Origin of the sequence: Sulfuritalea sp. (genome assembly GCF_017302275.1) — a bacterium.
In the GTDB taxonomy this organism is placed as follows: domain Bacteria; phylum Pseudomonadota; class Gammaproteobacteria; order Burkholderiales; family Rhodocyclaceae; genus Sulfuritalea.
On record NZ_JAFLDR010000038.1, the window covers coordinates 11,936 to 37,003 of the forward strand.

Below are 25,068 nucleotides of genomic sequence, written 5' to 3' on the forward strand. Positions count from 1 at the left end.
GTGTTTCATTACGCAGGGTGGCACATCGAAGCCATGGGCGTCAGGGCAGGTTCTTGAACTTGGTCGGAATCCCCAGCACCAGGGCGTCGTCCGGCACGTCCTTGGTCACGACGGCGCCGGCGCCGATGAAGGCGCGGTCGCCGACCACCAGGCGTTCCAGCAAGGTGGCGCCGATGGCGACCGTGACGCCGCCGCCGATGCGCGATAGCCCGCCCAGGTTGGCGCCCGGCTGAAGGCGCGAGAACGACGCGATCCGCGTGTCGTGACCGATGGTGACGCCGCGATTGACGAAAACATGGTCATCGAGCCAGGCGCCGGGACCGACAACGCTGTTGGCGCCGACGAACACCCCTTGCCCGATGCGCGCCAGAGGCGAGACGTAAGCCGTCGGATGGATCAGCGTGTGGTAGCGCAGGCCGAAGCGCCGCTCGATTTCCGCCGCCAGGTTGGCGCGGGTCGGCGTGGTCGGCCCGAGCAGGTACAGTTCGCCGGCCTGGGGCCGGAATTCGTCGAGGGTTTCGATTTTCGGTGGATCGCACAGGCCAGCCAGCGCGGCAACCCGGTCCGCCAGCGCCATGTCGCGCTCGCCGCCGGATTCGGGCAGGTGCAGCACCACCCTGGCAGGCACCAAGCCGTTCGCCAGCGCGCAGTCGAACAGGTCGGAAACGATGTTGCTGGCACCGAAAATCACCAGCCGGCGCGGGTCTCCCGGGCTCGAGCTCACGGCGTCAGCGCGGGCACGGGACGCGCGACGAGGCTGCCAGCGAACATCACTTCAGAAACCTTGATACACCGTGCATTTGCAGCCAGGCCAGCAGGCGTTTCCAGCCGTCCTCGGCCGGCTCCTTGCGATAGCCTGGCCGGCAGTCGGCATGGAAGGCGTGCGGCGCGTCGTCGTTTGCGTGAATCCGTGACTGGCTGCCGGACTTGGCCAACGAGGCCGAAACACCAATTCAGTCGGTTGATTTCGCTGACCTCGGTGGAGTCCATCCAGGACGAGTCAGAACTCGATGGCATCGGTGATTGCCTTGATCCCCGCTGCCGCGCAGCTGTCATCGGCTTCGCCGGTGGGGCCGCCAGAAACACCAATGGCGCCCAGAATGCTTCCCGCGGCTTCGATCACTTGGCCGCCGCCCGCGGCGAGAAGCCTGGGGAGGGTTCTCAAGCCGCTCATTGGACGGCCGGGTTGGGTTTCTGCGGCAATGACCGCTGTCGACGTCCGAAAACTGACCGCCGTCCAGGCCTTGTTTGAAGCAACTTCGACCGTATGGGGCCCGGCAAAGCGATCGCGCAGCAAGACTTGCGTCAGGCCGGCTCTGTCGGTGACGACCACTGTCACTTGAAACCCCTGCTTTCGGCAAGCATCCAGCGCTGCTCTTGCCGCCGTAAGGGCGGTTTCCGGAGTCAGTGATCTGGACTGGAAAGTACCATCTTGCGCTTGTGCAGACATCGCGGCGACAAGCAGAACTGGTGCCAGCCATTTTGCAGTTTGCATGAAACGTCTCCCTGGTGACTCGCGAATTCCAACTGTACCTGTTCGTCGACGATCATTGACGTCGTCCGCGGGGACGCGTCCATGCACGTCGCCGTGGTTCATGGCGATGGAGCCCGTAAAATACCCCGACACGCCTTGCATTTCAATGGAGACACCATGAGCACACCACCCATCAGCCGCTACCCGGTGCCGAAACTGGAAGACCTGCCCGCGGACATCCGCGCCCGCATCCTCGAGGTGCAGGAAAAATCCGGCTTCGTGCCCAACGTCTTCCTCGCCCTCGCGCACCGTCCCGCCGAATGGCGCGCCTTCTTTGCCTTCCACGACGCGCTGATGGAAAAGGACAGCGGCCTGACCAAGGCCGAGCGCGAAATGATCGTGGTCGCCACCTCGAATGCCAACGGCTGCCAGTACTGCGTGGTGGCCCACGGCGCGATCCTGCGCATCCGGGCCAAGAATCCGCTGGTCGCCGACCAGGTCGCGATCAACCACCGCAAGGCCGACATCACGCCGCGGCAGAAGGCCATGCTCGACTTCGCGATGAAGGTGGCGCTGGATTCGGCCGCGATCGGCGATGCCGACTACGAGATGCTCCACGGCCACGGCTTCAATGACGAAGACATCTGGGACATCGGCGCCGTTGCGGCGTTCTTCGGCCTCAGCAACCGCCTGGCCAACATGACCGCGATGCGGGCGAATGACGAGTTCTACCTGATGGGGCGCGTGCCGAAGCAGAAGTAGCACCCCCAAGAGTCGGCGCCGGCGACACGGCGCAGCGGATGCCACCGCGCCTGCCACGCCGCCTCAGATGCACTGGGCGACTTTTTTCTGCGCCGGCTTGTCTTCCTTCTTGCCGTCCTTGCCCTCGCCGGCGGACTTGTCTTTTTTCTTCTTCCCGTCCTGCTCCTCGTCATCGCCGAAACAGTTTTCGGTGCAGCCGTCGGCGGCGCTGCCCAGCGGCGTCGCAGGCGTGGCATCGTCGGTCGGGGTGGAGGCGGTGGCGGCGTCCTCGACGGACTTCTGTATTGCTGTCACCAGTTGCGCCGCGATGCTGTCGCCGCCGCCTCCCGCGCCATACTCGATCTGCAGTCCGGCGCCGGGTGTCGCGGGTGTAGACAGATTCAGCGCGTAGATGCCGCTGCCGCCCACCCGTGTCGTGGTGGTAGCCACACCGTCAAGCTGCAAGCCGCCGGAACTGCGACCGAGGAAGCTGAGGTAGGCGGTACCGATCACGCCGGTGCCAATGTCGGACAGGATGTAGGAAGGTCCGCCGATGCCAGTGTTGAGCGCCAGCACCGAAGCGCTGCCGAGCATGTCGATGAAGACATCGTTGGCGGCGTTGATGTGGGCGGCGTTGTTCAGCGTCAGGTTGCCGCCGACGGCGATGCTGGCGTCAGCGAAGGGCGGACTCAACTGGCCATGGCCGGCCCAGATTTCCCCGCCGTGGCCGGCATTGCCTATCGTCAGATTTTCGCCCACGAGCATTTCGAGGTCGCCACTCGATGTCGTCAGGTAGCCGCCGGCGATGGTCGCGTCACCCGCGACGACCGCCAACAGGTGGCTGGACGCATGGACTCCGCCGCTGCCGCCGATGTTCAGCGTACCGGCACCGATGATGGCGTGCTGCGCACTCATGCCACCGTGGATGTTGATGATGCCGGCGCCGGCGCTGAGGTCGCCCGACGCGCTAACCGCGGCGCCGACATTGAGGGTACCGGCGCTGAGGGTGACATGCTGGGCATTCAGCGCCTGTCCGATGTCGAGCGTGCCGGCCGCCGACAATCCGACATGGGTTGCGGCCAAGCTCAGCGCGCCCGAAAGACTCATGTTCTGGTCGGCAATCAGCGTTAGTTGCGTCGGCGCCCCGCCGAAGCGACTGCTCTGGATGCCGCTGATCGAGCCGCCGCTGCCGATCACGATGCCGCCGCTGCCGGCATTGAAGGTGTGCCCGGCGCCCATCGCCAGATCGCCGTCCTGGTAGTAGGCGACCGATGGCTGGTTGCTGGCGCCGTCGGACAGCGCAAGCGCGACCGGCCCCGTGGCACTGAAGTCGCGCAGGTCGATGCCGCCATTCACCGCGCCGACGTCCACGGTCGCGGTGATACTGCCCTCGGTAACCGTGTCGGCGCTGATCGCCGCACTGCCGGGGCTGCCGCCACCCTTGCTGCGCAACTGGATGACCGGCCCACCGATCCATGCGGCGACGATGTTGGGATCGCCGCCGTTGCCGTCGAGGATCGCCCCCGTGGCGGTAATGTAGGCCCCGGCAGCCTCGATGCGACCGAGCGAGACGTTCTTGCCGGCAATATCTCCGGCCCCGATGCTGTCATACCCAGCGATGAGGGTCACGGAGGCGTCGTGCGCGATCGTGGTGCCATCGAGCAGCACGTCACCATGGGCCGTCGCGGTCATCTGCCCGCCGCGCACGTTGATCAGCGAGGCCGGCGCTTGCACGACGGCCGCCGTGCCGGACAACCCGGCGTTGGCCGTGAGGTTGATGTCCTGGGCATCGAGATTGCCGCCGATCAGGATGTCGCCGCCATACTGCGTCCGGCTCATCGGTGCAAGATAGTCGGTGCCGGCGAAGACGTTCAGTGAGGCTGGCGAATAGTCGACCGCCGTGACATTGCCTTCCAGGGTCACGCTGTCGCTGCCATGGAAGGAAACCGTATCGCCGCCGACGCTACTTCCATGACTCTGGGTGATGCTGCCCCGGGCATCGCTGCCAGCCAGCGCGACCAGCAGGATGTTCTTGCCGTTGTAGGTCACGCCATCGCCCGTGCTCAGTTCGCTGCCCGCGCCGAGCACGATATCGCCGCCGAAGCCCGATGGGGAATAGGCCATTCCGTCGTGAATGGCGCCGGAGGCGAGCGTGATCGCGCCCTCGCTCCGTATCCTGGCCGATGTGTCCAGATTGCATCCCGCCGCGGCGAACACGTCGCCGCCGGCGGTCACCGCGCCAAGCGAAACGTTGCCGCTGGCGGCACGCAGTCTCAGGGCGCCGACGTTGGCCGCCGAGAACGCCAGGTTGCCTGTCGCCTGGGTAATGTACATGGCGCCGGAACGATCAATGCCGCCGCCGCCGCGCGAGAACGCGTTGGTGACAGTGAAGGCGCCACTGCCGGCCAGTGTGCCGCCGGTCTGGGCATAGCCATTGACACTGGCTGTGCCGTCAAACGTCGCGGTGCCGGCATTCAGGGTGAACAGGTTGCTCAGGCTGAAGGAAACCCCGGCATCGACATTGAGGTTTTCCGCCAGCCAGAGGCTGCCGAAGCTCGGATTGACGCCGAGAATGGAGATCGTCGGCGTACCGGCGACATCGACCCTGGCCGATTCGCTGCCGGTCGGCGCATGGCCGGCCGTCCAGTTGCCGCCCGTTGCCCAAAGGCTATCCACGGCGCCGGTCCAGCAGTTGTCGTAGCCGGGACAGGAAATGCCGCCGAAGGAGAAGCTGGTGTTGGCGAGCAGCAGGGTGCTCCCTTCCACTGCGGCAATGCCGTTGTCCCAGAAACCGATGAAGTCCGGCGTGCCGGGACCCGCCAGGCCGTTGGTCGGGGCCGTGGCGACGACGCCATTGAACCTGACCTGGCCTGCGGAGTTGGCGAAGTCGAGATGGATCGTGGCCGGCACTGCGGCCTCGACATAGGCCTGGCCTCCGGGGCCGGCGTTGAGCGAGAGGTCGCCGTTGAAGTTGAGCCAGACCTCGGCCCCGAACACCGGGACCTGCTGCCCAGCCGCCGCGGATATGGTCAGCGGGCCGGCCGCGGTGACCGTGACCGGAGATCCGGCATGCGCGATCACACCGGTGGTCGCAAAATTGTACGGCGACGCGGTGGTCTCCACCTTGCCGATGGCCAGCGGACCGGCGCTGGCGAAGCTGATGCTGCCGTTTGCGGATTTCGCGGCGAAGGTACCGACCTGGTTGACTTCGGGCAGGCTGATGCTGCCGTAACCATCTGCCGCCAGTTGCGGGACGGTGATCGTGGCGCCAAGCGCCTGGGTGATGCCGTTGCCGACCAGGCGCAGTTGCGAAGTGATGCCGGTCAGGTCGATCGGCCCGACAATCTGCATCGGTCCGTGGTTCACGTTGTGGGCGTTGTAGGGATCGCCGATGGTCACCGGGCCGGTGGTGAGGATGCGGTTGAGTTCGGCGTTGCTCAACTCGACTGTATCCGTCGGATAGGTCTTGCCGCCGACGCCGACCAGGTAAGCCACGTTGCTGGCGTTCTGGCCAAGGAAGACGCCGCCGGCACCGGCCGCGATCGTTTCGTTGATGTCGATTCGCTTGGCGTTAAGGTAGAGCGCGCTGCCCGGCCGCGTCAGCGCCAGCGGCGAGTCGATGCTGACCTGGCTGCCGAGCTGGACGGTATCGAAGTTGGCGAGCGTGACCGTGCTCGGGCCGTTGTTCACCTCCAGGTTCAGCGCGAAGGCCTGCAGCTCGCCCACCGTCAGGTTGTCGAGGTCGGACTGCAGCAGGCTCACGGTACTCGCGGTGGCGCTGCCGAGCCGGATCGTCGCGTAGGACTTCGGGTAGAGGGTCATCAGGCCCGTCGACACCGGCGCCGTGACCTGCAGGCTGTCGGTGGTGATGCCGAGTCCACCCGATTGGCCGATCGGTCCGAGCACGATGGCATTGGCATTAAGGTTGGCCGAGCCGAGCCGGCTCGCCGAGAAGTTGAGCGGCCCCGATGCCTGGGTAATCCAAAGGGTGATGTTGGTGCCATCGATGGCGCCACCGGAATGCAGGTAGTTGTTGGTGATGTGGATACTTCCACTGCCCGCCAGCGTGCCGCCGGTCTGCACGTAGGCTGGCACCGTCGCCGTGCCGTCGAGCGTCGTTGTGCCCGAGACGAGGGTAAACAGGTTGGACAGGTTGAACGTGACCCCGGCATCGACGTCGAGGTTCTCGGCCAGCCAGAGGCTGCCGAAGCTCGGGTTGACCCCGACCAGCGAAATCGTCGGCGTTCCGGCGACGTCGATTTTCACCGTCTGGCTGCCGCCGGGCAGGCCCGCGGTCCAGTTGCCGGCGGTGGCCCAGAGGCCGTCGACGGCGCCGGTCCAGCAGTTGTCGTAACCGACGCATCCCGCCATGACCGGCATGTTCTTCAGCGTCGGATAGGCCCCGTCGGCGATGTTCCAGTAAGTCGCCGACCAGCCGGCTGGGATGTATGTCGCCGCAGTCTGCATTTCCGCGGTTGTCAGTCCGGTGCCGCGGTCATCGAACAAGTCAGGCTGACCGGAGGTCGTCGTGTCCCAGAAGCTGTTGGTGACCGCGCCGCCGTCGTTCAGGCCCAGAAGGCCGCCGACCGGGCTGGCGCCGCTCACGCTGCCCGTGCTGTAGGTATTGCTGATGCTGCCGAAATTGGTGTAACCCACCAGTCCGCCGACTTCGTTGAGGCCGCTCACGCTGCTGGTGCTGTAGGAATTCGTGATGACGCCGTAGTGGTTCCACCCCACCAACCCACCGATCCTCGAGTTCGACGGAACATTGACCGGGCCGGTGCTGTAGGAACTGTCGATGTCGTTGTAGTTCAAGCCCACCAGTCCGCCCGCGCCGTAGATGTTGCCGGTAACGCTGCCGGTGCTGTAGGAGTTGCCAATGCTTCCCTGATTCCGGCCGACCAGCCCGCCGACGGCATGGATGGTTCCGCTCACCGGGCCCGTGCTGTAGGAATGGATGATCGAGCCGCCGCTGTTGACGACACCCGCCAAGCCGCCGACATCGTAGTCCCCGATCACGCTGCCCATGCTGTAGGAATCGGTGATGGTGCCGCCACTGTTGGTGCCCACCAATCCGCCGACTTCGTAGGTGCCGGTGACCGTGCCGGTGGCATAACTGCGGTTCACCCCCGGACTGAAGCCGGGATATCCGTTGTAGCCGATCAATCCGCCGGTGTTGCTACCTGCACCATTGACGTTGCCGGTCGCGTAGCTGTCGCTGATGCTGCCATACCAGGCATGGCCGACCAGGCCTCCGACGTCGTCGCCGGTGCCGCTGACCGCACCGGTCGCCCAGGAATTGCTGATGTCGCCGCCTTGCCCGCCAGCGAGGCCGCCGACTTCGCGCCAGCCGCTGACCGTGCCCGTGGCATGCGAATTGGCAATGGTGCCGAAATTCGCCCCGACCAGGCCACCAGTGCGGGTGCTGCCCGCCCCGCCGGTTACGTTGCCCTCCGCATGGGAATCCGACACCGTGCCGCCGGAGTTGAAGCCGACCAGGCCGCCGATGTCGTAGCCGTCGCCGCCCGTGATGGTTGCCGTGCTGTAGGCATTGCTGACAGTGCCACCCTTGTTCAGGCCTATCAGGCCGCCGACGCCGCCATCCCCCGAAACGCTGCCACCGATGATGCCGATGTTCTTGACCGTACCGACATCCAGGCGACCGATGAAGCCGACGTGGGTGTTGGGCAGGCTCAGGTTGAAGCCGGTGACGAAATGGGTTGCGCCGTCCAGCTCGTCTGCCGCGAAGTAGGGTATGTGCAGGCCGTCGGTCTCGGCCGACAGGTCGATGCTGGCGACCAGCTTGAACTTCAAGCCGGGCGTGCCGGCGAAGCCGAGCAGGTCCTTGAGTCCGACGGGACTGTTGATTTCGTGGTAGCCGCCGACCAGCGGCAGGTTCGCCGCGTAGTCGCCGATGTTCAAGGTCATGCCGTGGCTGATCCAGTCGACAAACTGGTCGTGGTAAAGGGCGCCTTGCGTGACCCGGTTGGCGCCGTTTATGGAAACATCGCTTACGTCGTAGTGCGAATTGGTCACCACACCAACGTCGCTGTTGAAGCCGACCAGGCCACTCACATCCCGCACGCCAGTGACATTGGTGGTCTGCGCCGTGCTATTGACTATGGTGCCGCCGTTGTTGCCGACCAGGCCGCCGACGTTGGCGCCGCCGTCGACATCCGCGTTGCCGTAAAAGGAATCGGTGACCACGCTGTACGGGGTGTTCTCCCCGACCAGGCCGCCGACGTTGATGCCCCCGCTGACGTAGCCGCTCGCCGAACTGTTCGAGATCACGGCCGGACTGCCGACGTCGTCCTGCCCGGCTTTCCCAACCAGGCCGCCGACGTTGTCACCGCCGCCGGTCACGTCGCCGTAGGCGCCACTGGAGATGATCTGGCCGTTCTGCATCCAGCCGACCAGGCCGCCGAGATTGCCTACGCCATTCACGTCCGCCGAAGAGTAACTCGTCTGTATCGTCGGTGAGCCGCAGCAGGCCATGAGGCCGACCAAGCCGCCGGCACTGCCCTGCGTATCGGTGGCCGAAACGCTGCCGCTGCTGGTGCTGTCGTAAACCCAGGCGTTTCCGTAAATCTGCCCGGCCAGCCCGCCGACTCCCTGGACACCCGCGATCGACGCCGACAAGGAATGGCTGCTGTCGATGCTGCCGCCGTCGAGGCTGCCGACCAGGCCGCCGACGTAGTACTGCCCGGTGATCGTGCTGGCGTCCAGCGTGAGGTTCTTGATCGCGGCGCCCGATGCGACGCCGAACAGGCCGACGTGGTCCATGCCTGGCCGATTGATGGTGAGGCCACTCACGGTACGCCCGAGCCCGTCGAGTTGGCCGGTAAAGGATGTCGTCGTGTCGCCGACAGGGAGGAAGCCCTCACCCGCGTTCCAGAAGGCGGTGGACGACGCGTCGATGTCCCTGCCCAGGGCATAGACACCGGCGAGATTGTCCGCCATCGCCTGTAGATTGATCGCGTCGTTCACCAGCATCCAGGCGAAGTACCCGCCCGGGGCCAGGTCGCTGAAAACCTCGGGCGAGTTATAGCTCTCGGGGTTGTAGTAGATGCGCAAGTGCTTGACAGCCCCGGTACCGACCGTGCCGCTGGGGCCCTTGATAACGGTTCCCGTGCCGGTTCCGGTGTTGTCGGCGCGCAGGACAACGACGCTGCCATTGCCGCCGCTGATCGGCTGGTTGACCTCGATGTTGCGATAGGCGGAAAGCGTCAGTTGATTGCCGCTGGTCCAAGTGATTCCGTCATCGACAAAGATATCGCCGTTGCCGCTGTATCCCCCCAAGCAGCCCACGACGCCTGTGCAGAAAGCGGAGCCGTCGTCGGTCTGGACCAGCACATCGTTGGACTCCAGCGCCGCCGAAAGGGCCGCGCCCGTGATGTCGCCCTCGTCCGGATCGATGAGGAAGTCGTAGGGATCGAGCAGCCACGTCCCCGCCTTGCCGTGCGGCGCCCGGGTGTCAACGCGCGCCGAGGTCGCGATGCCCAGCTTGCGCGCCGAGGTCTCGATGAAGCCGCCATCGCCGGACGCGCTGCCGCCGCGGGCGCTGATGCTGCCATCCACATGGGCGGTTTCGCCACCCCAGACGAGAATATTGCCGCCCTTGCCGTCCTGCCCCGCATCGGCACGGATGATCGAGGCGGGATCGAGCTGGACCGCCTTGGTGGCCTTGAGGAAAATGCGTCCGCCCTCACTGACGACGCTGCTGGCGTTGAGTGTTCCGCTATTCCTGACGATGACGCCGGCGATGCCGATGCGTCCGGCTTCCGCCGTGATCTGCCCGAGGTTGGTGGCATTGCCCGCCGCGCCGGTGATGTCGACCTTGACGCCGGGCGTGGCGCTATCGACGAGACTGACGGTGGCACCGGCAGCCAGGATGGTCTCGCCTTGCGGGGTGCTGATGAGGCTTTCGTTGGCGACGTTGCTGCCGATCAGATAGACGCTGCCGCCGGCAGGCGTCCTGATTTCGCCCTGGTTGATGACGTTGCCGGCACCCGGGATGTTGTCGAACAGCTTGCGGCCGGCGAGGAAGTTCTCGTTGCTGATGTTGAGCGTGCTGGCGACGAAGCCGGCGGTGTCGATGCGTCCTCCGGGGCCGACCATGATGCCGGCCGGGTTCACCAGCCAGACCTTGCCGTTGGAGCTGAGCGTGCCGTAGATCGCCGTCGGGTCGTTGAGCACCCGGTTGAGCACGGTGCTGGAGGCGGCCGTCTGGGCGAAGTGGGTGGTTTCCCCGGCCTTGATCGAGAACTTGTCCCAGTTGATGATGGCGCCATTGCTGTTGGTCACCGTCAGCCTGTTGCCGGCCTGGTTGAAGCTGGCCGTACCATTCACCACCACCGGATTCACCGGGTTCGATTGCACCGGTGCCGTCAGGAAACAGGCGGCTACTGCCGCTACGCCCAGACGAACCGAGGTGCGCAAGCGAGACTGATTATTGGGGGGCAGATTCTTGTGGCTCATGGGTGCAAACTCCAAAAGGACGGAACAGCCGTCCACTCATTATTCACTTATATCCCCAAGCTCTCCCCGATGCGAGGGAATAATTCACGCGCCCTACCAACCGGACTAACGCTCAGAAGCCGAAAGCCAGAGCGAAATGTCCGCGAAGGTCGCCTTCCAGCGCCACATTGGGGGCGCCATTCGGCCAGACGCCATCCATTACGCGGGCGATATCCACCCGGGCGCTGATGTCCTTCTTGAGGTTGTAGCGCAAACCGAGGCCGAGCGAAGCGATGTTCACCCTCTGGTTGGTCGACGGGTTGAGGTTGAAGCCCCGCGCCGCATCGAAGAACACCAGCCATTTGAGGTTTCCGGGCACGCCCAGGCTGGCCGCGATGTCGGGCGAATAGGCCTCGAGGTTGGCGACCAGGCCACGATCCACGGCCACCGCGCGCTCGAGGAAGCCGCGCACGGCATTCTGCCCGGCCAGGCCGAGTCGCTCGCCGGCAGGCAGCGCGTTATTGGCATGCTGGCCGTTGGCGGCGACGCGCAGCAACCATTCACCGGCGACAGCCGCGGCGTAGCTGCCGCCGAAACGCAACGCGGAAAATTCGTCCTTGGTCCGGTAACCCGACGGCCCCGAATACCGGTCGGTACCTCCTGCGTCGGGCGCCGCGGGTGCAAAGACGTATTCAGTCCCCATCGGGAACAAGTGGTGCACCAAGCCGATATTGAAGTCGATCGCCTCGCCGGGCTTTTGCCATTGCCCGCTGTACGTAGCCGAAACCGGCCTGAAGGTGTGCGGCGTGCAGCCCGCCGTCGCGGTCGGCGGATCAATCGTGAAAGGCGCTCCGGTAGCCGGATTGGTGCAACGGGAGTTGAGGTACTTGTAGTCGAAACCAAGCACCAGCCGCGATGTGTACTCCCCGGCGCGGGGGAAAATGTGGTTGTAGCGCACGCCGAAGACTTTGCCCTTGCCGTTGATGGCGGGCCCCAGGCCCACTGCGGCACTCGGCGTATTAGTGCTTGAACTGCCGAAGATGAAATCGACGCTGCCGCCCAGCGAATAGAGCGGCAGACGATAGCCAACACTGAAAATATCGACCTTGACCCCGCTGTCGTCCTGCCACGGGAACACACGGCTCGACAGAATCTTCATGCCGCCCGGTGGATCCACGGCCGTGGTATAGGCCAGCGTCAGAACCTGGTCACCGTTGCCGATGTTGGCATTCTGGTAGGACACGCCGACGCGATGCTTGCCGCTGGCCTTGGTGCCGGAATTGTCCAGTGTCACGTAGAACCGTTCCGGGTCTTCTTCCTTGACTTCCACCTTGACATCGACCTTGCCCTCCACCTCGCTCACTCCCAGCGTGACTTCCAGCTGTTTGGCGGGGCTTTCGTTCGCCAGCTGGACGTTTTCCGACAACTGGCGCATGTTGGGCGCGACCCCTTCCTTCAACTGGGGCAGGCTGGCCCGCACGTTGGCATCGTCGAAATGCTTGTTGCCGCTGATGGTGACCTTCCCCACCACGCCTTCGCTGACCAGCAGGCGGACCACACCGGTGGTGAGTTCCTGCTCCGGCACATACACTTGCACGGTGCCGAAACCGAGGCGGCGAAACTCGTCTTCCAGCGCTTCGAGCGCCTTCTGCACATCGCCGTAAACCTTGCGTTTGCCGACAAAAGGCGCCAGGAGTACCTGCACCCTGTCGGCGCCCAGAATGGTGTTTCCTTCCACCTGAAACCGCACGATATCGAAAGCAGCATCCTGCGCCAACGCTACTTTTGGCGATCCGGTGGCAAGAATGGCCGCAGCCAGAAGTCCGACGAAGACTTTCGTCATGAATAAATCCTCAATACAAACATCAACATAGCAATTCGCAGTTAAACCATTTTCTCACCGACAACAATACCAAGCTTCGAGTGTATCAGCAACCGTCCAACAAGCAAGGGGCAGGAACCCATGCCAACGTGTTGTTTGTACGCCACTTATCGGCCGCGCTGGGATTGAGCCACCGTTGCCGTGCGTTCGGCGCTCGACGCCGCATGCCGCAGGCCGGAGCACCTGTCAGGGTTTGGCACTCAAGCTTCGCGGTGTCCCGCCAGGCACCGCTCGCAGTTCGTGGTCGAGGCGCAGGTAGGGTGCATCACGGTCTGCTGCGGCAGGCGGGTTTCCGACCGAAACGGGTGGAGTAGGCGGCACTTGCGCCGACCCAGCCAGCCAGAACCCGGCTGACAGGCCAATGCCCATCGCCAGCGCCGCCACCACGACCACGCGACCGAATGCCACGGGCTGCCCTCGGTCTCGTTGATCTGCCTCCCGCGAGGCTACAGCCACTGACCCGACGACTGCAGGGTTGACGGTCGGGTTCGCTTCGCGGCCGGGAACCCGGTCGCGCGCCGATTGCGCCGCAGCTCGACTGACTTCGGCCTCCAGCTCGACACGGCGTCGCGACTGCTGTCGCGCGTCCTCCTCGGCGGTAGCGCGTGACCGGGCGGCGGCTTCGGCGGCACGATCTGCCTGCAGTTGGGCGGCGGCGCGGTCTGCGGCACAGCGCTCGGCTGCGGCACGTTCCCTCGTCAGGCGAGCCAGCTCCGCCTCCTTCGCCGCGCGTACGGCGGCAGCGGCGGCCAGCTCCGCAGCGCGACGTTCCTCACGCTGCGCTTTCGCAAGCGCCGCCGACTCATTCTCGATGCGCCTGTCCAGCGCAGCCGCAGCCGATCTATCGGCCTCCAGTTGCGCGGCGGCGGCCTGCGCGGAAGCGAACTCCTGTTCGATGTGGCTTCGCAACGCCAGCGCCGCTTGCTCTTCATCGACCAGACCGGTACTGTCGGCAACCATCCACGACCCGGCGTCGCCATTGGCGACAGCATTCCCGCCGACAGGCGGCAGCGGGGTAGTGGCCGCGAGTTGCCGCCGTTTGCGTTCCGCTTCCATCAATCCGGTCAATAGCTTGCTCAATTCATGCCTCTGCGTGCGGACATGCAATCCGAGTCCCGATTCTAGGGCAGACGCCCCGGAAGCGCCGCAGGCGGAAGGTAGAATATGCCGATGGACGCCGCCCAAGCCCTGCTGGTGATAACCAACCTGCCCGACGAAGCCAGCGCACAACTGCTGGCGGCGCGCTTGGTGGAAGGGCGCCTTGCCGCCTGCGTGAGCATCCTCGCACCCTGTCGCTCGGTCTATCGCTGGCAAGGAAGGCTTGAAGGCGCACAGGAAATTCCGCTGCTGATCAAGTCCACGCCGCAAGGCTACCCTGCGCTGGAGGCGGCGATCCGGGCCGATCATCCCTATGAACTTCCGGAGATCATCGCGGTCCCAATCGCCCATGCCCTGCCGGAATACCTGAACTGGGTCGTCACCGAAACGCGGGCCGAAGCCCCTCCGAAAGATCCCTGACATGTTGATGCGCCTGCTGTTCCTCCTCTTGCTCTCCCTGTCGGCATTGCTGCACGCCGAAGAACCCCTGCCGCCCGAGCAGGCCTTCCGCTTCTCGGCCAGGGCTATCGACGCCCGGACCATCGAAGCACGCTGGCAGATCACCGACCAGTACTACATGTATCGCGACAAGTTCAAGTTCGCGGCCGAGGGCGGCACGCTGGGCACGCCGAAATATCCGCCCGGCAAGATGAAGGAGGACGAGAACTTCGGCAATGTCGAGGTCTACCGCAAGGAGGTGAAGATCCTGATCCCGGTCGACGCCGCCGGTGCAGTGACGCTGAAGGCCGTCTCGCAGGGTTGCTGGGATGGCGGCATCTGCTACCCGCCGATCAACCAGGAGGCACGCATCGAGATGCCACCGGCCGGCACCACCCCGGCAGCCGCCGCGACTGCCGTAGCGCCGGCACCGACTTCTGCCACCGACGAAAAAACTGCCACCGGCGACGAAACCTCGCGCATCGCCGGCCTGTTCAAGGGCGACAACCTGGCGCTGGTGCTTCTTAGTTTCTTCGGTTTCGGCCTGTTGCTTTCGCTGACGCCCTGCGTGTTCCCGATGATCCCGATCCTGTCGGGCATCATCGTCAATCACGGTCATGCCGTGAGCCACCTGCGTGCCTTCATGCTGTCGCTGGCCTATGTGCTGGGCATGGCCGTGACCTATGCCGCGGTGGGCGTCGCCGCCGGCCTTTCCGGCACGCTGCTCTCGGCCGCGCTGCAGAACGCCTGGGTGCTGGGCGGTTTCGCGCTGGTGTTCGTCGTGCTGTCGCTGTCGATGTTCGGCTTTTACGAACTGCAACTGCCGGCGGCACTGCAAAGCCGCGTCTCGGACACGGCCAACAAACAGGGTGGCTCGCTGCCCGCGATCGCGCTGATGGGCGCGCTGTCGGCGCTGATCGTCGGCCCCTGCGTCGCCGCGCCGCTTGCTGGCGCCCTGCTCTACATCGCCAAGACGGGCGACGCCGTGCTCGGCGGCAGCGCGCTGTTCGTCATGGCGCTGGGCATGGGCGCGCCGCTACTGCTTGTGGGCGCCTTCTCGCGCACGCTGTTGCCCAAGTCCGGACCATGGATGGAAGGCGTCAAGAAATTCTTCGGCGTGATCATGCTGGCCACCGCGCTGTGGCTGGTGTCGCCGGTGATTCCGCTGTGGGTCCAGATGCTCGGCTGGGCGCTGCTGTTGGTGGTGCCGGCGATCTACCTGCATGCGCTCGACCCCCTGCCGCAAAACGCGCACGGCTGGCAGCGCCTGGGCAAGGGGCTCGGCGTGGTGCTGCTGCTGGGCGGCGCGGCGATGCTGATGGGCGTTCTGGGCGGCGCGAAGGACCCGCTGCAGCCGCTGGGCTTTCTGCGCGGCGGCATCGCCGCCGAAGCCCACGGGCCCGCCTTCGAGCGCGTGGTCACGGTCGAACAGCTGGATGCCCGCCTCGCCGCGGCAAAGGCCGCCGGCAAGCCGGTGATGCTGGATTTCTACGCCGACTGGTGCGTCAGCTGCAAGGAAATGGAGCGCTTCACCTTCGCCGATGCCAAGGTCGCCGCGCGCATGGAGAAGATGGTGCTGCTGCAGGCGGACGTCACGGCCAACAACGACGCCGACAAGGCGCTGCTGAAGCGCTTCGGCCTGTTCGGCCCGCCGGGCATCATTTTCTGGAACACGGCCGGCAGCGAGCTCGGCGACCAGCGCGTGGTCGGCTTCGTTCCGGCCGACAAATTCCTGCCCACCCTCGAGCGCGTCCTGCGCTGAATCCGCCAACCACTTCGGAGCCTCCCATGTTCACCGGCATCATCACCGCCGTAGGAAAAATCAGCCACGTCCAGCCGCTGGAAAAAGGCCTGCGCCTCACCGTCGAAGCCCCCGGCCTCAAGCTGGCCGATGTCGCGCTGGGCGATTCGATCGCCCACGGCGGCGTCTGCCTGACCGTGATCGCAAAGAAAAAAGGCAGCTACCAGGTCGACGTCTCGCGCGAGACGCTGGACTGCACGGTCGGTCTCGATGCGGCGGGCGGTGAAGTGAATCTGGAAAAAGCCATGCGCCTGTCGGATTTCATCGGCGGCCATCTTGTCTCGGGCCATGTCGATGGCGTCGGCGAGGTGGAAAAGTTCGAGCCGATCGGCGAATCCCACGAGCTGGTGATCAAGGCGCCGAAGAAGCTGGCGAAGTACATCGCGCGCAAGGGATCGATCGTGGTCGACGGTGTGTCGCTGACCACCAACAAGGTCAAGGGGCGCCGCTTCTCGATCAACCTGATCCCGCACACCGTCGAGGTGACGACGCTGAAGCGCCTGCATCCGGGTGCCAGGGTGAATCTGGAGATCGACCTGATCGCGCGCTACGTGGAGCGGATGCTGAATCCCGACGCGGCGTAAAATGCGCCGTTTCTCACACTGGTAGGCACAGCATGAGCATCAGCCCCGTACTCGACATCGTCGCCGACCTGCGCGCCGGTCGCATGGTGATCCTGGTCGACGAAGAGGATCGTGAAAACGAGGGTGACCTCGTCATCGCCGCCGAGCATTGCACGCCCGAGGCGATCAACTTCATGGCCAAGTTCGGCCGCGGCCTGATCTGCCTGACCCTGACCGAGGCGCGCTGCCGCCAGCTCGACCTGCCGCTGATGGTGCGAGACAACAAGGCGCAGCACGGAACCGCCTTCACCATGTCGATCGAGGCCGCCGAGGGCGTCACGACGGGCATCTCGGCGCAGGACCGTTCGCGCACGGTGCAGGCCGCCGTGGCGAAGAACGCCACCCCCGCCGACATCGTCCAGCCGGGCCACATCTTCCCGCTGATGGCGCAGAACGGCGGCGTGCTGGTGCGCGCCGGCCATACGGAAGCCGGCTGCGATTTCGCGCAACTGGCCGGCTGCACGCCTGCCTCGGTGATCTGCGAGATCCTCAAGGAGGACGGCACCATGGCGCGGCTGCCGGACCTGCTGGAGTTCGCCCGCGAACACGGGCTGAAGATCGGCACCATCCGCGACCTGATCCAACATCGTTCGGAAACCGAAAAACTCATCGAGTGCGTGGCCGACAAGCAGGTCGAGTGCGCGCAAGGCAAGTTCCGCCTGCGCGCCTTCGCCGACCGCAGCAGCGGCGACGTGCATCTGGCGATGTCGCGCGGCGAGATCACGGCTGCGGATGAAACCCTGGTGCGCGTGCATGAAGCCGTCTGCGTGCTGGATTTCATCGACCACGGCAGCCGCGGCCACACCTACAGCGTCGACTTCGCGCTGCGCAAGATCGCCGAACAGGGGTGCGGCGTGCTGGTGATGCTGCACCGCGCGGAGACCGGCAATGCGCTGCTGGCTGCGCTCAAGAGCGAACGCAACGAAAAGCCCGCCTATACCTGGGACCCGCGCATATACGGCATCGGCGCGCAGATCCTGCGCGAGATCGGCGTCGGCAGGATGCGGCTGATGTCGAGCCCACGCAAGATGCCGAGCATGGCCGGCTTCGGCCTGGAAATCACCGGCTACTTCACTCCATCGGGAGAGAAAACAGCATGAGCGCACGCGAACTCGAAACCAACCTCGCCGGCAGCGGCATGCGCATCGGCGTGGCGCAAGCCCGCTTCAACGAGGAAATCGGCGAAGGCCTGCGTTCGGGTTGCCTGGCAGAACTCGCCCGCCTCGGCGTGGCCGATGGCGACGTGACCTATGCGACCGTTCCCGGCGCCCTGGAGCTGCCGCTGACGCTGCAGGCCATGGCGCAAAGCGGGCGCTTCGATGCACTGGTTGCGCTGGGCGCCGTGATTCGCGGCGAGACCTATCACTTCGAAATCGTTTCCAACGAATCGGCGCGCGGCATCACCGACGTGCAGCTGAACTGCGGCATCCCGATCGCCAATGCCGTTCTGACGACCGAGAACGACGACCAGGCGCTGGTGCGCATGGTGCAAAAGGGCACCGAAGCGGCGCAGGCGGCCATCGAGATGGCGAACTTGCTGAAGGCGCTGAAGTAATGGCCGGCGGCAATTCACCGGGCGAGGGTCCGGTGACAAGCTCGCCCCAGCGCCCGGGGCGAGTCAAGGGCGGCAGGACGTCGAACCCGCGTCGGCGCGCGCGCGAATTCGTCATCCAGGGCCTCTACCAATGGCAGGTCGGCGGCCAGGACGAAGCGGCGATCCAGGTCCAGGCCGAGGGCGTGGCAGGTTTCGACAAGGCCGACGGCGCGCTTTACGGCACCCTGCTCGCCGAAGCGCGACAGAACGCCGGGGCACTCATGCTCGACCTGGCGCCGCACATCGACCGCAACTGGGACGAAGTCTCGCCGATCGAGCGCTGCGTGCTGCTGCTGGGCGCCTGCGAGCTCAAGCTGCATCCGGAAACACCCTACCGCGTGATCATCAACGAAGCCATCGAACTGGCCAAGACCTACGGCGGCACCGATGGCCACAAGTTCGTCAATGGCGTGCTGGACAAGCTCGCCGCCGTGCTGAGGGCGGCGGAACTGCAAAAGCGCTGATTCCGCGTGCCCTCGGAATTCGAACTCATCGCGCGCCATTTCACGCGCGGCACGACCCACACGACGCTCGGCGTCGGCGACGACGGCGCGCTGATCACGCCGGCCCCCGGCCAGGAACTGGTGATCTCCACCGACATGCTGGTGGAGGGCACCCACTTCCTGCCCGATACCGACGCCGAAGACCTGGGCTGGAAGACACTGGCGGTCAACATCTCGGACGTGGCCGCGATGGGTGCGCGGCCACGCTGGGCGACGCTCGCCGCCGTGTTGCCAGCGCCGACTTCCGACTGGATCGAAGCTTTTGCCCGCGGCTTTTTCGCCTGCGCCGACGAGTTCGGCATCGACCTGATCGGCGGCGATACGACGCGCGGGCCGCGCGCGTTCTGCGTCACCATTCTCGGTGAAGTCGCGGCCGGCCACGCCCTGCGCCGCAGCGGCGCTGGCGTCGGCGACGACATCTGGGTGTCCGGCCAACCGGGGCGAGCCGCGCTGGGGTTGGCCCACCTGCAAGGGCGCACGGTGTTGGCCGAGCCCCGTCGCGCCGGATGCGTCGCGGCCCTACAGCGTCCTCAACCGCGCGTGGCCCTCGGCCTGGCCCTGCAAGGATTGGCGACGGCGGCAATCGATGTGTCCGACGGCCTGCTGGCCGACCTCGGCCACATCCTGACAGCATCCCGGGTCGCCGCTTCCGTGCAAGTCGCCGTACCATCAGCGCCGACTCTTGAAAGGGATGCATGGCTCTCCGGCGGCGACGACTACGAACTGGTGTTTGCTGCGCCGCCATCGTGCAGAAGCGCAATCGACACTCTTGCCGGCCGGCTTCAGTTGGCGCTCACTCGCATCGGAACCGTTGAAGCGGGAAGTGTTGGTGCGATCGACCTGCGCGATGCCGAAGGCAATCCCCTGGTCATTCGCCGGCGTGGCTATGACCACTTCCCGAGCACCGACACCTGACTCCCCGCACATGGCCAAACTCCCGCCGCCTCCACTGAAATTCCTGCTCCACCACCCGGCGCATTTCATCGCCTGCGGCATGGGCAGCGGATTGTCGCGCTGGGCGCCCGGCACGGCGGGAACGGCCTTCGCCTGGGCCACCTACCCGCTGCTGCGCCTCTACCTTGGAAGCGACCTCGCCTTCGCCATCTTCCTCCTGCTGGGCTTCGCCGTCGGCGTCGCCGCCTGCCAGATCACCGGGCGCGCGCTCGGCGTGGTCGACCATGGCGCCATCGTCTGGGACGAAATCGTGCCATTCTGGGGCGTGCTGATGCTCGCACCTCAGGAACTGCTGTGGCAACTCGCCGCCTTCCTCTGGTTCCGTTTTTACGACATCGTCAAGCCGCAGCCGGCAAAGTTCTTCGACACGCAGGTGAAGAACGGCTTCGGCGTGATGATGGACGATGTCATCGCCGCTGGCTATACGGTGCTGACGATCGCCGTTTTCAAGGCATTCCTGCCCTTCTGATGGACGCCGACCTCATAGCACTGTCGGAATCGGTAGCGGTACCGTGTCGCCAGCACCGACTTTTGCTGGCGACTGCCGAATCATGCACCGGCGGCTGGGTGGCGCAAGTAATCACTCACACTGCTGGCAGTTCGGCGTGGTTCGATCGCGGATTCGTCACCTACTCCAATGAGGCCAAGGTGGGCATGCTCGGAGTATCTGTCGAAACCCTGGCCGAATTCGGTGCCGTGAGCCTGGAAACCGCCGCAGACATGGCGAGTGGGGCGCTGAATAACTCCAACGCCATGTTTTCATTGGCTATTACAGGAATCGCCGGCCCCACGGGTGGCTCACCTGGTAAGCCAGTGGGCACCGTATGCTTTGCCTGGTGTCGGCGTGGGGAAAAGGCCGACGCGGAAACCCGGCAGTTTGCCGGCGACCGCGAGGCCATTCGCCGCCAGGCCGTAATCCATGCCCTGCAGGGACTGCTGCGGCGACTCGAAGCCATCTGACCGAAGCGACATGGCGCAAAAACTGTGCCATCCATGACATAATCGAATCATTGACAAGGAAGCAAAAAATGGACGAGAACAAGAGCAAGGCACTTCAGGCCGCCCTGGCCCAAATCGAAAAGCAGTTCGGCAAGGGCTCCATCATGAAGATGGGCGAAGGCCTGGCGATCGACGACATCCAGACGGTTTCCACCGGCTCGCTCGGACTCGACATCGCTTTGGGCATAGGTGGCCTGCCGCGCGGCCGGGTCGTGGAGATCTACGGACCGGAGTCGTCGGGCAAGACCACGCTGTGCCTGCACATCGTCGCCGAAATCCAGAAAGCCGGCGGTGTCGCCGCCTACATCGACGCGGAAAATGCACTGGATCCCGGCTACGCGGCGAAGCTCGGCGTAGTCGTCCCCGACCTGCTGATCTCGCAACCCGACACCGGCGAGCAAGGCCTCGAAATCTGCGACATGCTGGTGCGCTCGGGCGGCATCGATTGCATCGTGATCGACTCGGTCGCCGCGCTGACGCCGCGCGCCGAAATCGAGGGCGAAATGGGCGACCAGTTGCCTGGCCTGCAGGCGCGGCTGATGTCGCAGGCCCTGCGCAAGCTGACCGCCAACATCAAGCGGACCAATACCCTGGTCATCTTCATCAACCAGATCCGCATGAAGATCGGCGTCATGTTCGGCAATCCGGAAACCACCACCGGCGGCAACGCACTCAAGTTCTACGCCTCGGTACGCATGGACATCCGCCGCACCGGCGCCATCAAGAAGGGCGATGAGGTGATCGGCAACGAGACCAAGGTCAAGGTGGTCAAGAACAAGGTGGCGCCGCCCTTCCGCGAAGCCCACTTCGACATCCTCTACGGCGAAGGCATTTCGCGCCAGGGCGAGATCGTCGAACTCGGCGTCGAGCACAGGATCGTCGAGAAGTCCGGCGCCTGGTACGCCTACAAGGGCGAGAAGATCGGCCAGGGCAAGGACAACGCGCGGGAATTTCTGCGCGAGCATGGGGACCTTGCGGTCGAAATCGAGAACCGGGTGCGCGAAGCGGTCGGCGTCGCCACCCTCGGTACCGCCGACGCGGCGAAGGGCAGCTAGGCGCGGCATTGGCGCTCATGACAGCCAGAACCACCCGCTGAAGATGAAACACGCGAAAGGCGAATTGAAAGCCCCCCACCCCCGCTCCACGGCCGGCCCTGCATGGCCGGCCGGATTCGGCGGCGCGAAGCAGTGCTTCGTGATATCCCGCCTGCGCCCCCTTCCCGGGGCGGCGCTACCCGTCCGCTCGCTTCGCTCGATAGTTGCCGGGGACTTCGTGGGCGACTGTATCTCACGCTAACCCGCCGGGGACACGCATCTTGTCGAACAGCAGTTGCCGCGCGTGTCGCGGTCGATACCATGTCGAATGAACTGCGCCAGCAGGCGATCAAGCTGCTGGCCCGGCGTGAACACACTCGCGCCGAGTTGGCCCGCAAACTGGCGGGGCTGGGCACGCCGGAGGAAATCGATGCCGTGCTGGCCGACATGGAATCGTCCCAACTGCAGTCTGACAGCCGCACCGCGGAAAGCTTCCTGCGCAGCAACGCCTCGCGCCTGGGTGCCTCGCGCCTGCGCCACACCCTGAAAACCCGCGGTCTGGCGCCCGAGATGATCGAGGAGCAACTGGCCCAGGCCGACCTGCCCGACGAAATGGCGCGCGCCCGCGCCGCCTGGAGCCGCAAGTTTTCCGCCGCGCCAGCCAATCCCAAGGAATGGGCGCGCCAAGCGCGTTTCCTGCAAAGCCGCGGCTTTGCCGGCGACATCGTGCGCCGCCTGCTCAAGCTGCCGCTGGAGGCGGAGGGCGAATGAAGATCCCCGCTCCCGGCCAGCTTCCCCTCGGTTACGAGAACGATGCCGCACCACCCGAGGCCGCCGCCTCTGCCGTCGCACCCGCCGCGATCCTTTCGGCGCACAACCTGCGCAAGAAGTACAAGTCGCGCACCGTAGTCACCGACGTCTCCTTCGAGGTCGGCGCCGGCGAGGTGGTCGGCCTGCTCGGCCCCAACGGCGCCGGCAAGACCACCTGCTTCTACATGATCGTGGGCCTGGTCGCCGCCGACGGTGGCGAGATCCGCATCGAGAACGGCGCCGAGCAGTTGCGCCTGACCCACATGCCGATCCACCAGCGGGCAAAGCTGGGGCTGTCCTACCTGCCGCAGGAAAACTCGGTCTTCCGCAAGCTGACCGTGTCGGAAAACGTGCGCGCGGTGCTCGAACTACAGGATATGGACGGCGAAGCGATCGACCAGCAGGAAGAAACCCTGTTGCAGGAATTGCACATCACCCACATCCGCAAGAACATTGCCGCCTCGCTTTCCGGCGGCGAGCGCCGCCGCGTCGAGATCGCCCGCGCGCTCGCCACCAGCCCGCGCTTCATCCTTCTCGACGAGCCCTTCGCCGGCGTCGACCCGATCGCGGTCATCGACATCCAGAAAATCATCCGCTACCTGCGCGAACGCGGCATCGGAGTGCTCATCACCGACCACAACGTGCGGGAGACATTGGGAATTTGCGATCGCGCCACGATCATCAACGCCGGAGAAGTACTTGCCGCTGGACAGCCGGCCGAGATAGTCGATAATGAAAGCGTGCGCCGGGTCTATCTCGGCGAGCACTTCAGAATGTAATAGCAAGAATGAAGCAGGGTCTCCAGCTCCGGCTTTCGCAGCATCTGGCATTGACGCCGCAGTTGCAGCAGTCGATCCGGCTGTTGCAACTTTCGACGCTGGAGTTGAACGCCGAAATCGATCAAGCGTTGCAGGAGAACCCCCTGCTGGAACGCGACGATCCGGGAGAACCGGCACTGTACAGCCTCGGCGTAGCGGGCGAAACGCTGGCAACGCCGCAAACCGCGCCGGCGCCGGAAAACGAGGACCGCAGGGAAGCACAAGGCGGCGACGACGAAGGCTGGGGCATGGATTTCTCCGGGGCCCACGGCCAGCGCGACCCCAACGACGACGACCTCGACAGTGGCGAGGCGCAAACCGCCTCCACTTCCCTGCGCGAGCATCTGGTTCCGCAAGTGGCGATGACGCAGTTGCCGGATCGCGAACGGGCACTGGTCGGCTTCCTGATCGAAGCGCTCGATGACGACGGCTACCTGACACAGCCGCTCGAGGAACTGGTCGACCTGCTGGTCGGCGAGGACGACGAGCAGCGCGAAGTGCTGCTGGAAGAACTCGGCATTGCCCTGCGCCACCTGCAGAACCTCGACCCGCCGGGGATAGGCGCGCGCAACGCGCAGGAATGCCTGGTGCTGCAACTGAAGTGCCTGCCCGATACGGCGCCGCGCAAGCTGGCGCTGGACATCGTCGACCGCCACCTCGACCTGCTGGCGGCGCGCGACTTCGCCCGCATCCGCAAGCTGCTGGGTTGCGACGACGACGAACTGCGCACGGCACAGGCCCTGATCAAATCCCTCAATCCGCGCCCCGGCGCGCAGTATGCGGCGACCGACACGCGCTACGTGGTACCCGACGTGGCGGTGCGCAAGGTTAACGACAAGTGGGTGGTAAGCCTCAATCGCGACGCCATGCCGCGCCTGCGCATCAACCGACTCTACGCCGACATCCTGCAGCGCCACCGCGGCGGCGGGGGTTCGTCTGCAGGCCTGGCCAGCCAGTTGCAGGAAGCCAAATGGCTGATCAAGAACGTGCAGCAGCGCTTCGACACCATCCTGCGCGTTTCGCAAGCCATCGTCGACCGGCAGCGCGCCTTCTTCGACCACGGCGAAGTCGCGATGCGGCCGCTGACCCTGCGCGAGATTGCGGAAACCGTCAGCCTTCACGAATCGACGATTTCGCGCGTGACGACCCAGAAGTACCTGGCCAGTCCGCGCGGCATCTTCGAGCTCAAATACTTTTTTGGCAGCCACGTCGCCACCGATACCGGCGGCGCGGCCTCCTCAACCGCGATTCGGGCGCTGATCAAGCAATTGGTCGGCGCCGAGGACGGCAAGAAGCCGCTCTCGGATGCCCGTCTCGCGGAAATCCTCGGCGAGCAGGGCATCGTCGTGGCACGTCGCACCGTTGCGAAGTACCGCGAACTGCTCGGCATTCCGCCGGTAAACCTCAGGAAGGTTCTCTGAGAAAACATTTGACCAGGAGGCATCATGAATCTCAACATCACCGGACATCACGTTGAAGTCACCCCGGCAATTCGCGAATACGTGAAGGGCAAGCTCGAGCGGGTGTTGCGGCATTTCGATCAGGTGACCAGCTCGCACGTCATTCTGTCGGTTGAGAAACTGCAGCAGAAAGCCGAAGTCACCTTGCACGTCAAGGGCAAGGACATCTTCGCCGACGCCACGGACGCCGACCTTTATGCGGCGATCGACCTGGTGGCCGACAAGCTCGACCGCCAGGTGGTCAAGCACAAGGAAAAGGTTTCCAGCCACTCCCACGACAACAAGCGCCAAGCGGCCGAGTAAGGCCACGACGATCCAGGCAAGGCACGGCGGCGCGGACCGGTAACCCCACCCAACCGGGTTCGCGGTTTATACTCCCGCC

General features: G+C 65.1%; 21 protein-coding genes. 15 read left to right on the forward strand and 6 right to left on the reverse strand.

Translation table 11 applies throughout. From position 1 onward, the window contains the following. Positions 1-40 precede the first annotated feature (40 nt). The 3 genes from J0M27_RS17015 to J0M27_RS17025 all read right to left on the reverse strand — a co-directional run bounded on the left by J0M27_RS17015 (position 41) and on the right by J0M27_RS17025 (position 1,495). Positions 41-691 (reverse strand): acetyltransferase, encoded by a 651-nt coding sequence (locus J0M27_RS17015; protein ID WP_294994421.1) that lies wholly within the window; start codon positions 689-691, stop codon positions 41-43. Between the two features lie 79 nt (positions 692-770). Then, on the reverse strand, positions 771-935 hold the full coding sequence (locus J0M27_RS17020; RefSeq protein WP_294994424.1) for a dienelactone hydrolase family protein: 165 nt from the start codon (positions 933-935) through the stop codon (positions 771-773). A 65-nt stretch (positions 936-1,000) separates the two neighbouring features. Further along, positions 1,001-1,495, reverse strand: a complete 495-nt coding sequence (locus J0M27_RS17025; RefSeq protein WP_294994427.1) for a heme-binding protein — start codon at positions 1,493-1,495, stop codon at positions 1,001-1,003. A gap of 156 nt (positions 1,496-1,651) precedes the next feature. Between J0M27_RS17025 and J0M27_RS17030 the strand changes: the two genes are divergently transcribed. Continuing rightward, positions 1,652-2,236: a peroxidase-related enzyme gene (locus J0M27_RS17030; protein WP_294994430.1), complete on the forward strand. Its 585-nt coding sequence runs from the start codon at positions 1,652-1,654 to the stop codon at positions 2,234-2,236. A 63-nt stretch (positions 2,237-2,299) separates the two neighbouring features. Here the strand turns inward: J0M27_RS17030 and J0M27_RS17035 are convergent, their stop codons facing one another. The 3 genes from J0M27_RS17035 to J0M27_RS17045 form a co-directional block, all read right to left on the reverse strand. Beyond that, on the reverse strand, positions 2,300-10,693 hold the full coding sequence (locus J0M27_RS17035; protein WP_294994432.1) for a GLUG motif-containing protein: 8,394 nt from the start codon (positions 10,691-10,693) through the stop codon (positions 2,300-2,302). Positions 10,694-10,805: 112 nt separating this feature from the next. Beyond that, the gene (locus tag J0M27_RS17040) at positions 10,806-12,515 is read right to left on the reverse strand and encodes a ShlB/FhaC/HecB family hemolysin secretion/activation protein (RefSeq protein ID WP_294994435.1); all 1,710 of its coding nucleotides are present in this window, start codon (positions 12,513-12,515) and stop codon (positions 10,806-10,808) included. A gap of 225 nt (positions 12,516-12,740) precedes the next feature. Continuing rightward, positions 12,741-13,634, reverse strand: a complete 894-nt coding sequence (locus tag J0M27_RS17045; protein ID WP_294994438.1) for a hypothetical protein — start codon at positions 13,632-13,634, stop codon at positions 12,741-12,743. A gap of 90 nt (positions 13,635-13,724) precedes the next feature. Between J0M27_RS17045 and cutA the strand changes: the two genes are divergently transcribed. The 14 genes from cutA to raiA all read left to right on the forward strand — a co-directional run bounded on the left by cutA (position 13,725) and on the right by raiA (position 24,989). Continuing rightward, complete coding sequence (gene cutA / locus J0M27_RS17050) at positions 13,725-14,072, forward strand: divalent-cation tolerance protein CutA (RefSeq protein ID WP_294994441.1); 348 nt, start codon at positions 13,725-13,727, stop codon at positions 14,070-14,072. 1 nt (position 14,073) lies between these two features. Continuing rightward, positions 14,074-15,852: a protein-disulfide reductase DsbD gene (dsbD, locus tag J0M27_RS17055; protein ID WP_294994444.1), complete on the forward strand. Its 1,779-nt coding sequence runs from the start codon at positions 14,074-14,076 to the stop codon at positions 15,850-15,852. Positions 15,853-15,878: 26 nt separating this feature from the next. Next, positions 15,879-16,475, forward strand: a complete 597-nt coding sequence (locus tag J0M27_RS17060) for a riboflavin synthase (RefSeq protein ID WP_294994446.1) — start codon at positions 15,879-15,881, stop codon at positions 16,473-16,475. 32 nt (positions 16,476-16,507) lie between these two features. Continuing rightward, a complete protein-coding gene (ribBA, locus tag J0M27_RS17065) occupies positions 16,508-17,614 on the forward strand; it encodes a bifunctional 3,4-dihydroxy-2-butanone-4-phosphate synthase/GTP cyclohydrolase II (RefSeq protein ID WP_294994449.1) in 1,107 nt (368 codons plus the stop codon). Continuing rightward, complete coding sequence (gene ribH, locus J0M27_RS17070; RefSeq protein WP_294994452.1) at positions 17,611-18,069, forward strand: 6,7-dimethyl-8-ribityllumazine synthase; 459 nt, start codon at positions 17,611-17,613, stop codon at positions 18,067-18,069. Before ribBA ends, ribH begins: the two co-directional genes overlap by 4 nt. 32 nt (positions 18,070-18,101) lie before the next feature. After that, positions 18,102-18,572, forward strand: coding sequence for a transcription antitermination factor NusB (nusB, locus tag J0M27_RS17075; RefSeq protein ID WP_294994455.1), 471 nt, complete (start codon positions 18,102-18,104; stop codon positions 18,570-18,572). Between the two features lie 6 nt (positions 18,573-18,578). Next, the gene (gene thiL / locus J0M27_RS17080; protein ID WP_294994458.1) at positions 18,579-19,526 is read left to right on the forward strand and encodes a thiamine-phosphate kinase; all 948 of its coding nucleotides are present in this window, start codon (positions 18,579-18,581) and stop codon (positions 19,524-19,526) included. 10 nt (positions 19,527-19,536) lie between these two features. Beyond that, entirely contained in the window at positions 19,537-20,034 is a 498-nt protein-coding gene (locus J0M27_RS17085) for a phosphatidylglycerophosphatase A (RefSeq protein WP_294994461.1), read from the forward strand. Beyond that, complete coding sequence (locus J0M27_RS17090; protein ID WP_294994464.1) at positions 20,034-20,525, forward strand: nicotinamide-nucleotide amidohydrolase family protein; 492 nt, start codon at positions 20,034-20,036, stop codon at positions 20,523-20,525. Before J0M27_RS17085 ends, J0M27_RS17090 begins: the two co-directional genes overlap by 1 nt. 68 nt (positions 20,526-20,593) lie before the next feature. After that, positions 20,594-21,619, forward strand: coding sequence for a recombinase RecA (gene recA / locus J0M27_RS17095; RefSeq protein WP_294994467.1), 1,026 nt, complete (start codon positions 20,594-20,596; stop codon positions 21,617-21,619). Positions 21,620-21,919: 300 nt separating this feature from the next. Further along, positions 21,920-22,369, forward strand: coding sequence for a regulatory protein RecX (locus J0M27_RS17100; protein WP_294994470.1), 450 nt, complete (start codon positions 21,920-21,922; stop codon positions 22,367-22,369). Next, positions 22,366-23,187: an LPS export ABC transporter ATP-binding protein gene (gene lptB / locus J0M27_RS17105; protein ID WP_294994473.1), complete on the forward strand. Its 822-nt coding sequence runs from the start codon at positions 22,366-22,368 to the stop codon at positions 23,185-23,187. Before J0M27_RS17100 ends, lptB begins: the two co-directional genes overlap by 4 nt. A gap of 8 nt (positions 23,188-23,195) precedes the next feature. After that, positions 23,196-24,647: an RNA polymerase factor sigma-54 gene (locus J0M27_RS17110; protein ID WP_294994476.1), complete on the forward strand. Its 1,452-nt coding sequence runs from the start codon at positions 23,196-23,198 to the stop codon at positions 24,645-24,647. Positions 24,648-24,671: 24 nt separating this feature from the next. Next, positions 24,672-24,989 (forward strand): ribosome-associated translation inhibitor RaiA, encoded by a 318-nt coding sequence (gene raiA / locus J0M27_RS17115; RefSeq protein WP_294994483.1) that lies wholly within the window; start codon positions 24,672-24,674, stop codon positions 24,987-24,989. Positions 24,990-25,068 lie beyond the last annotated feature (79 nt).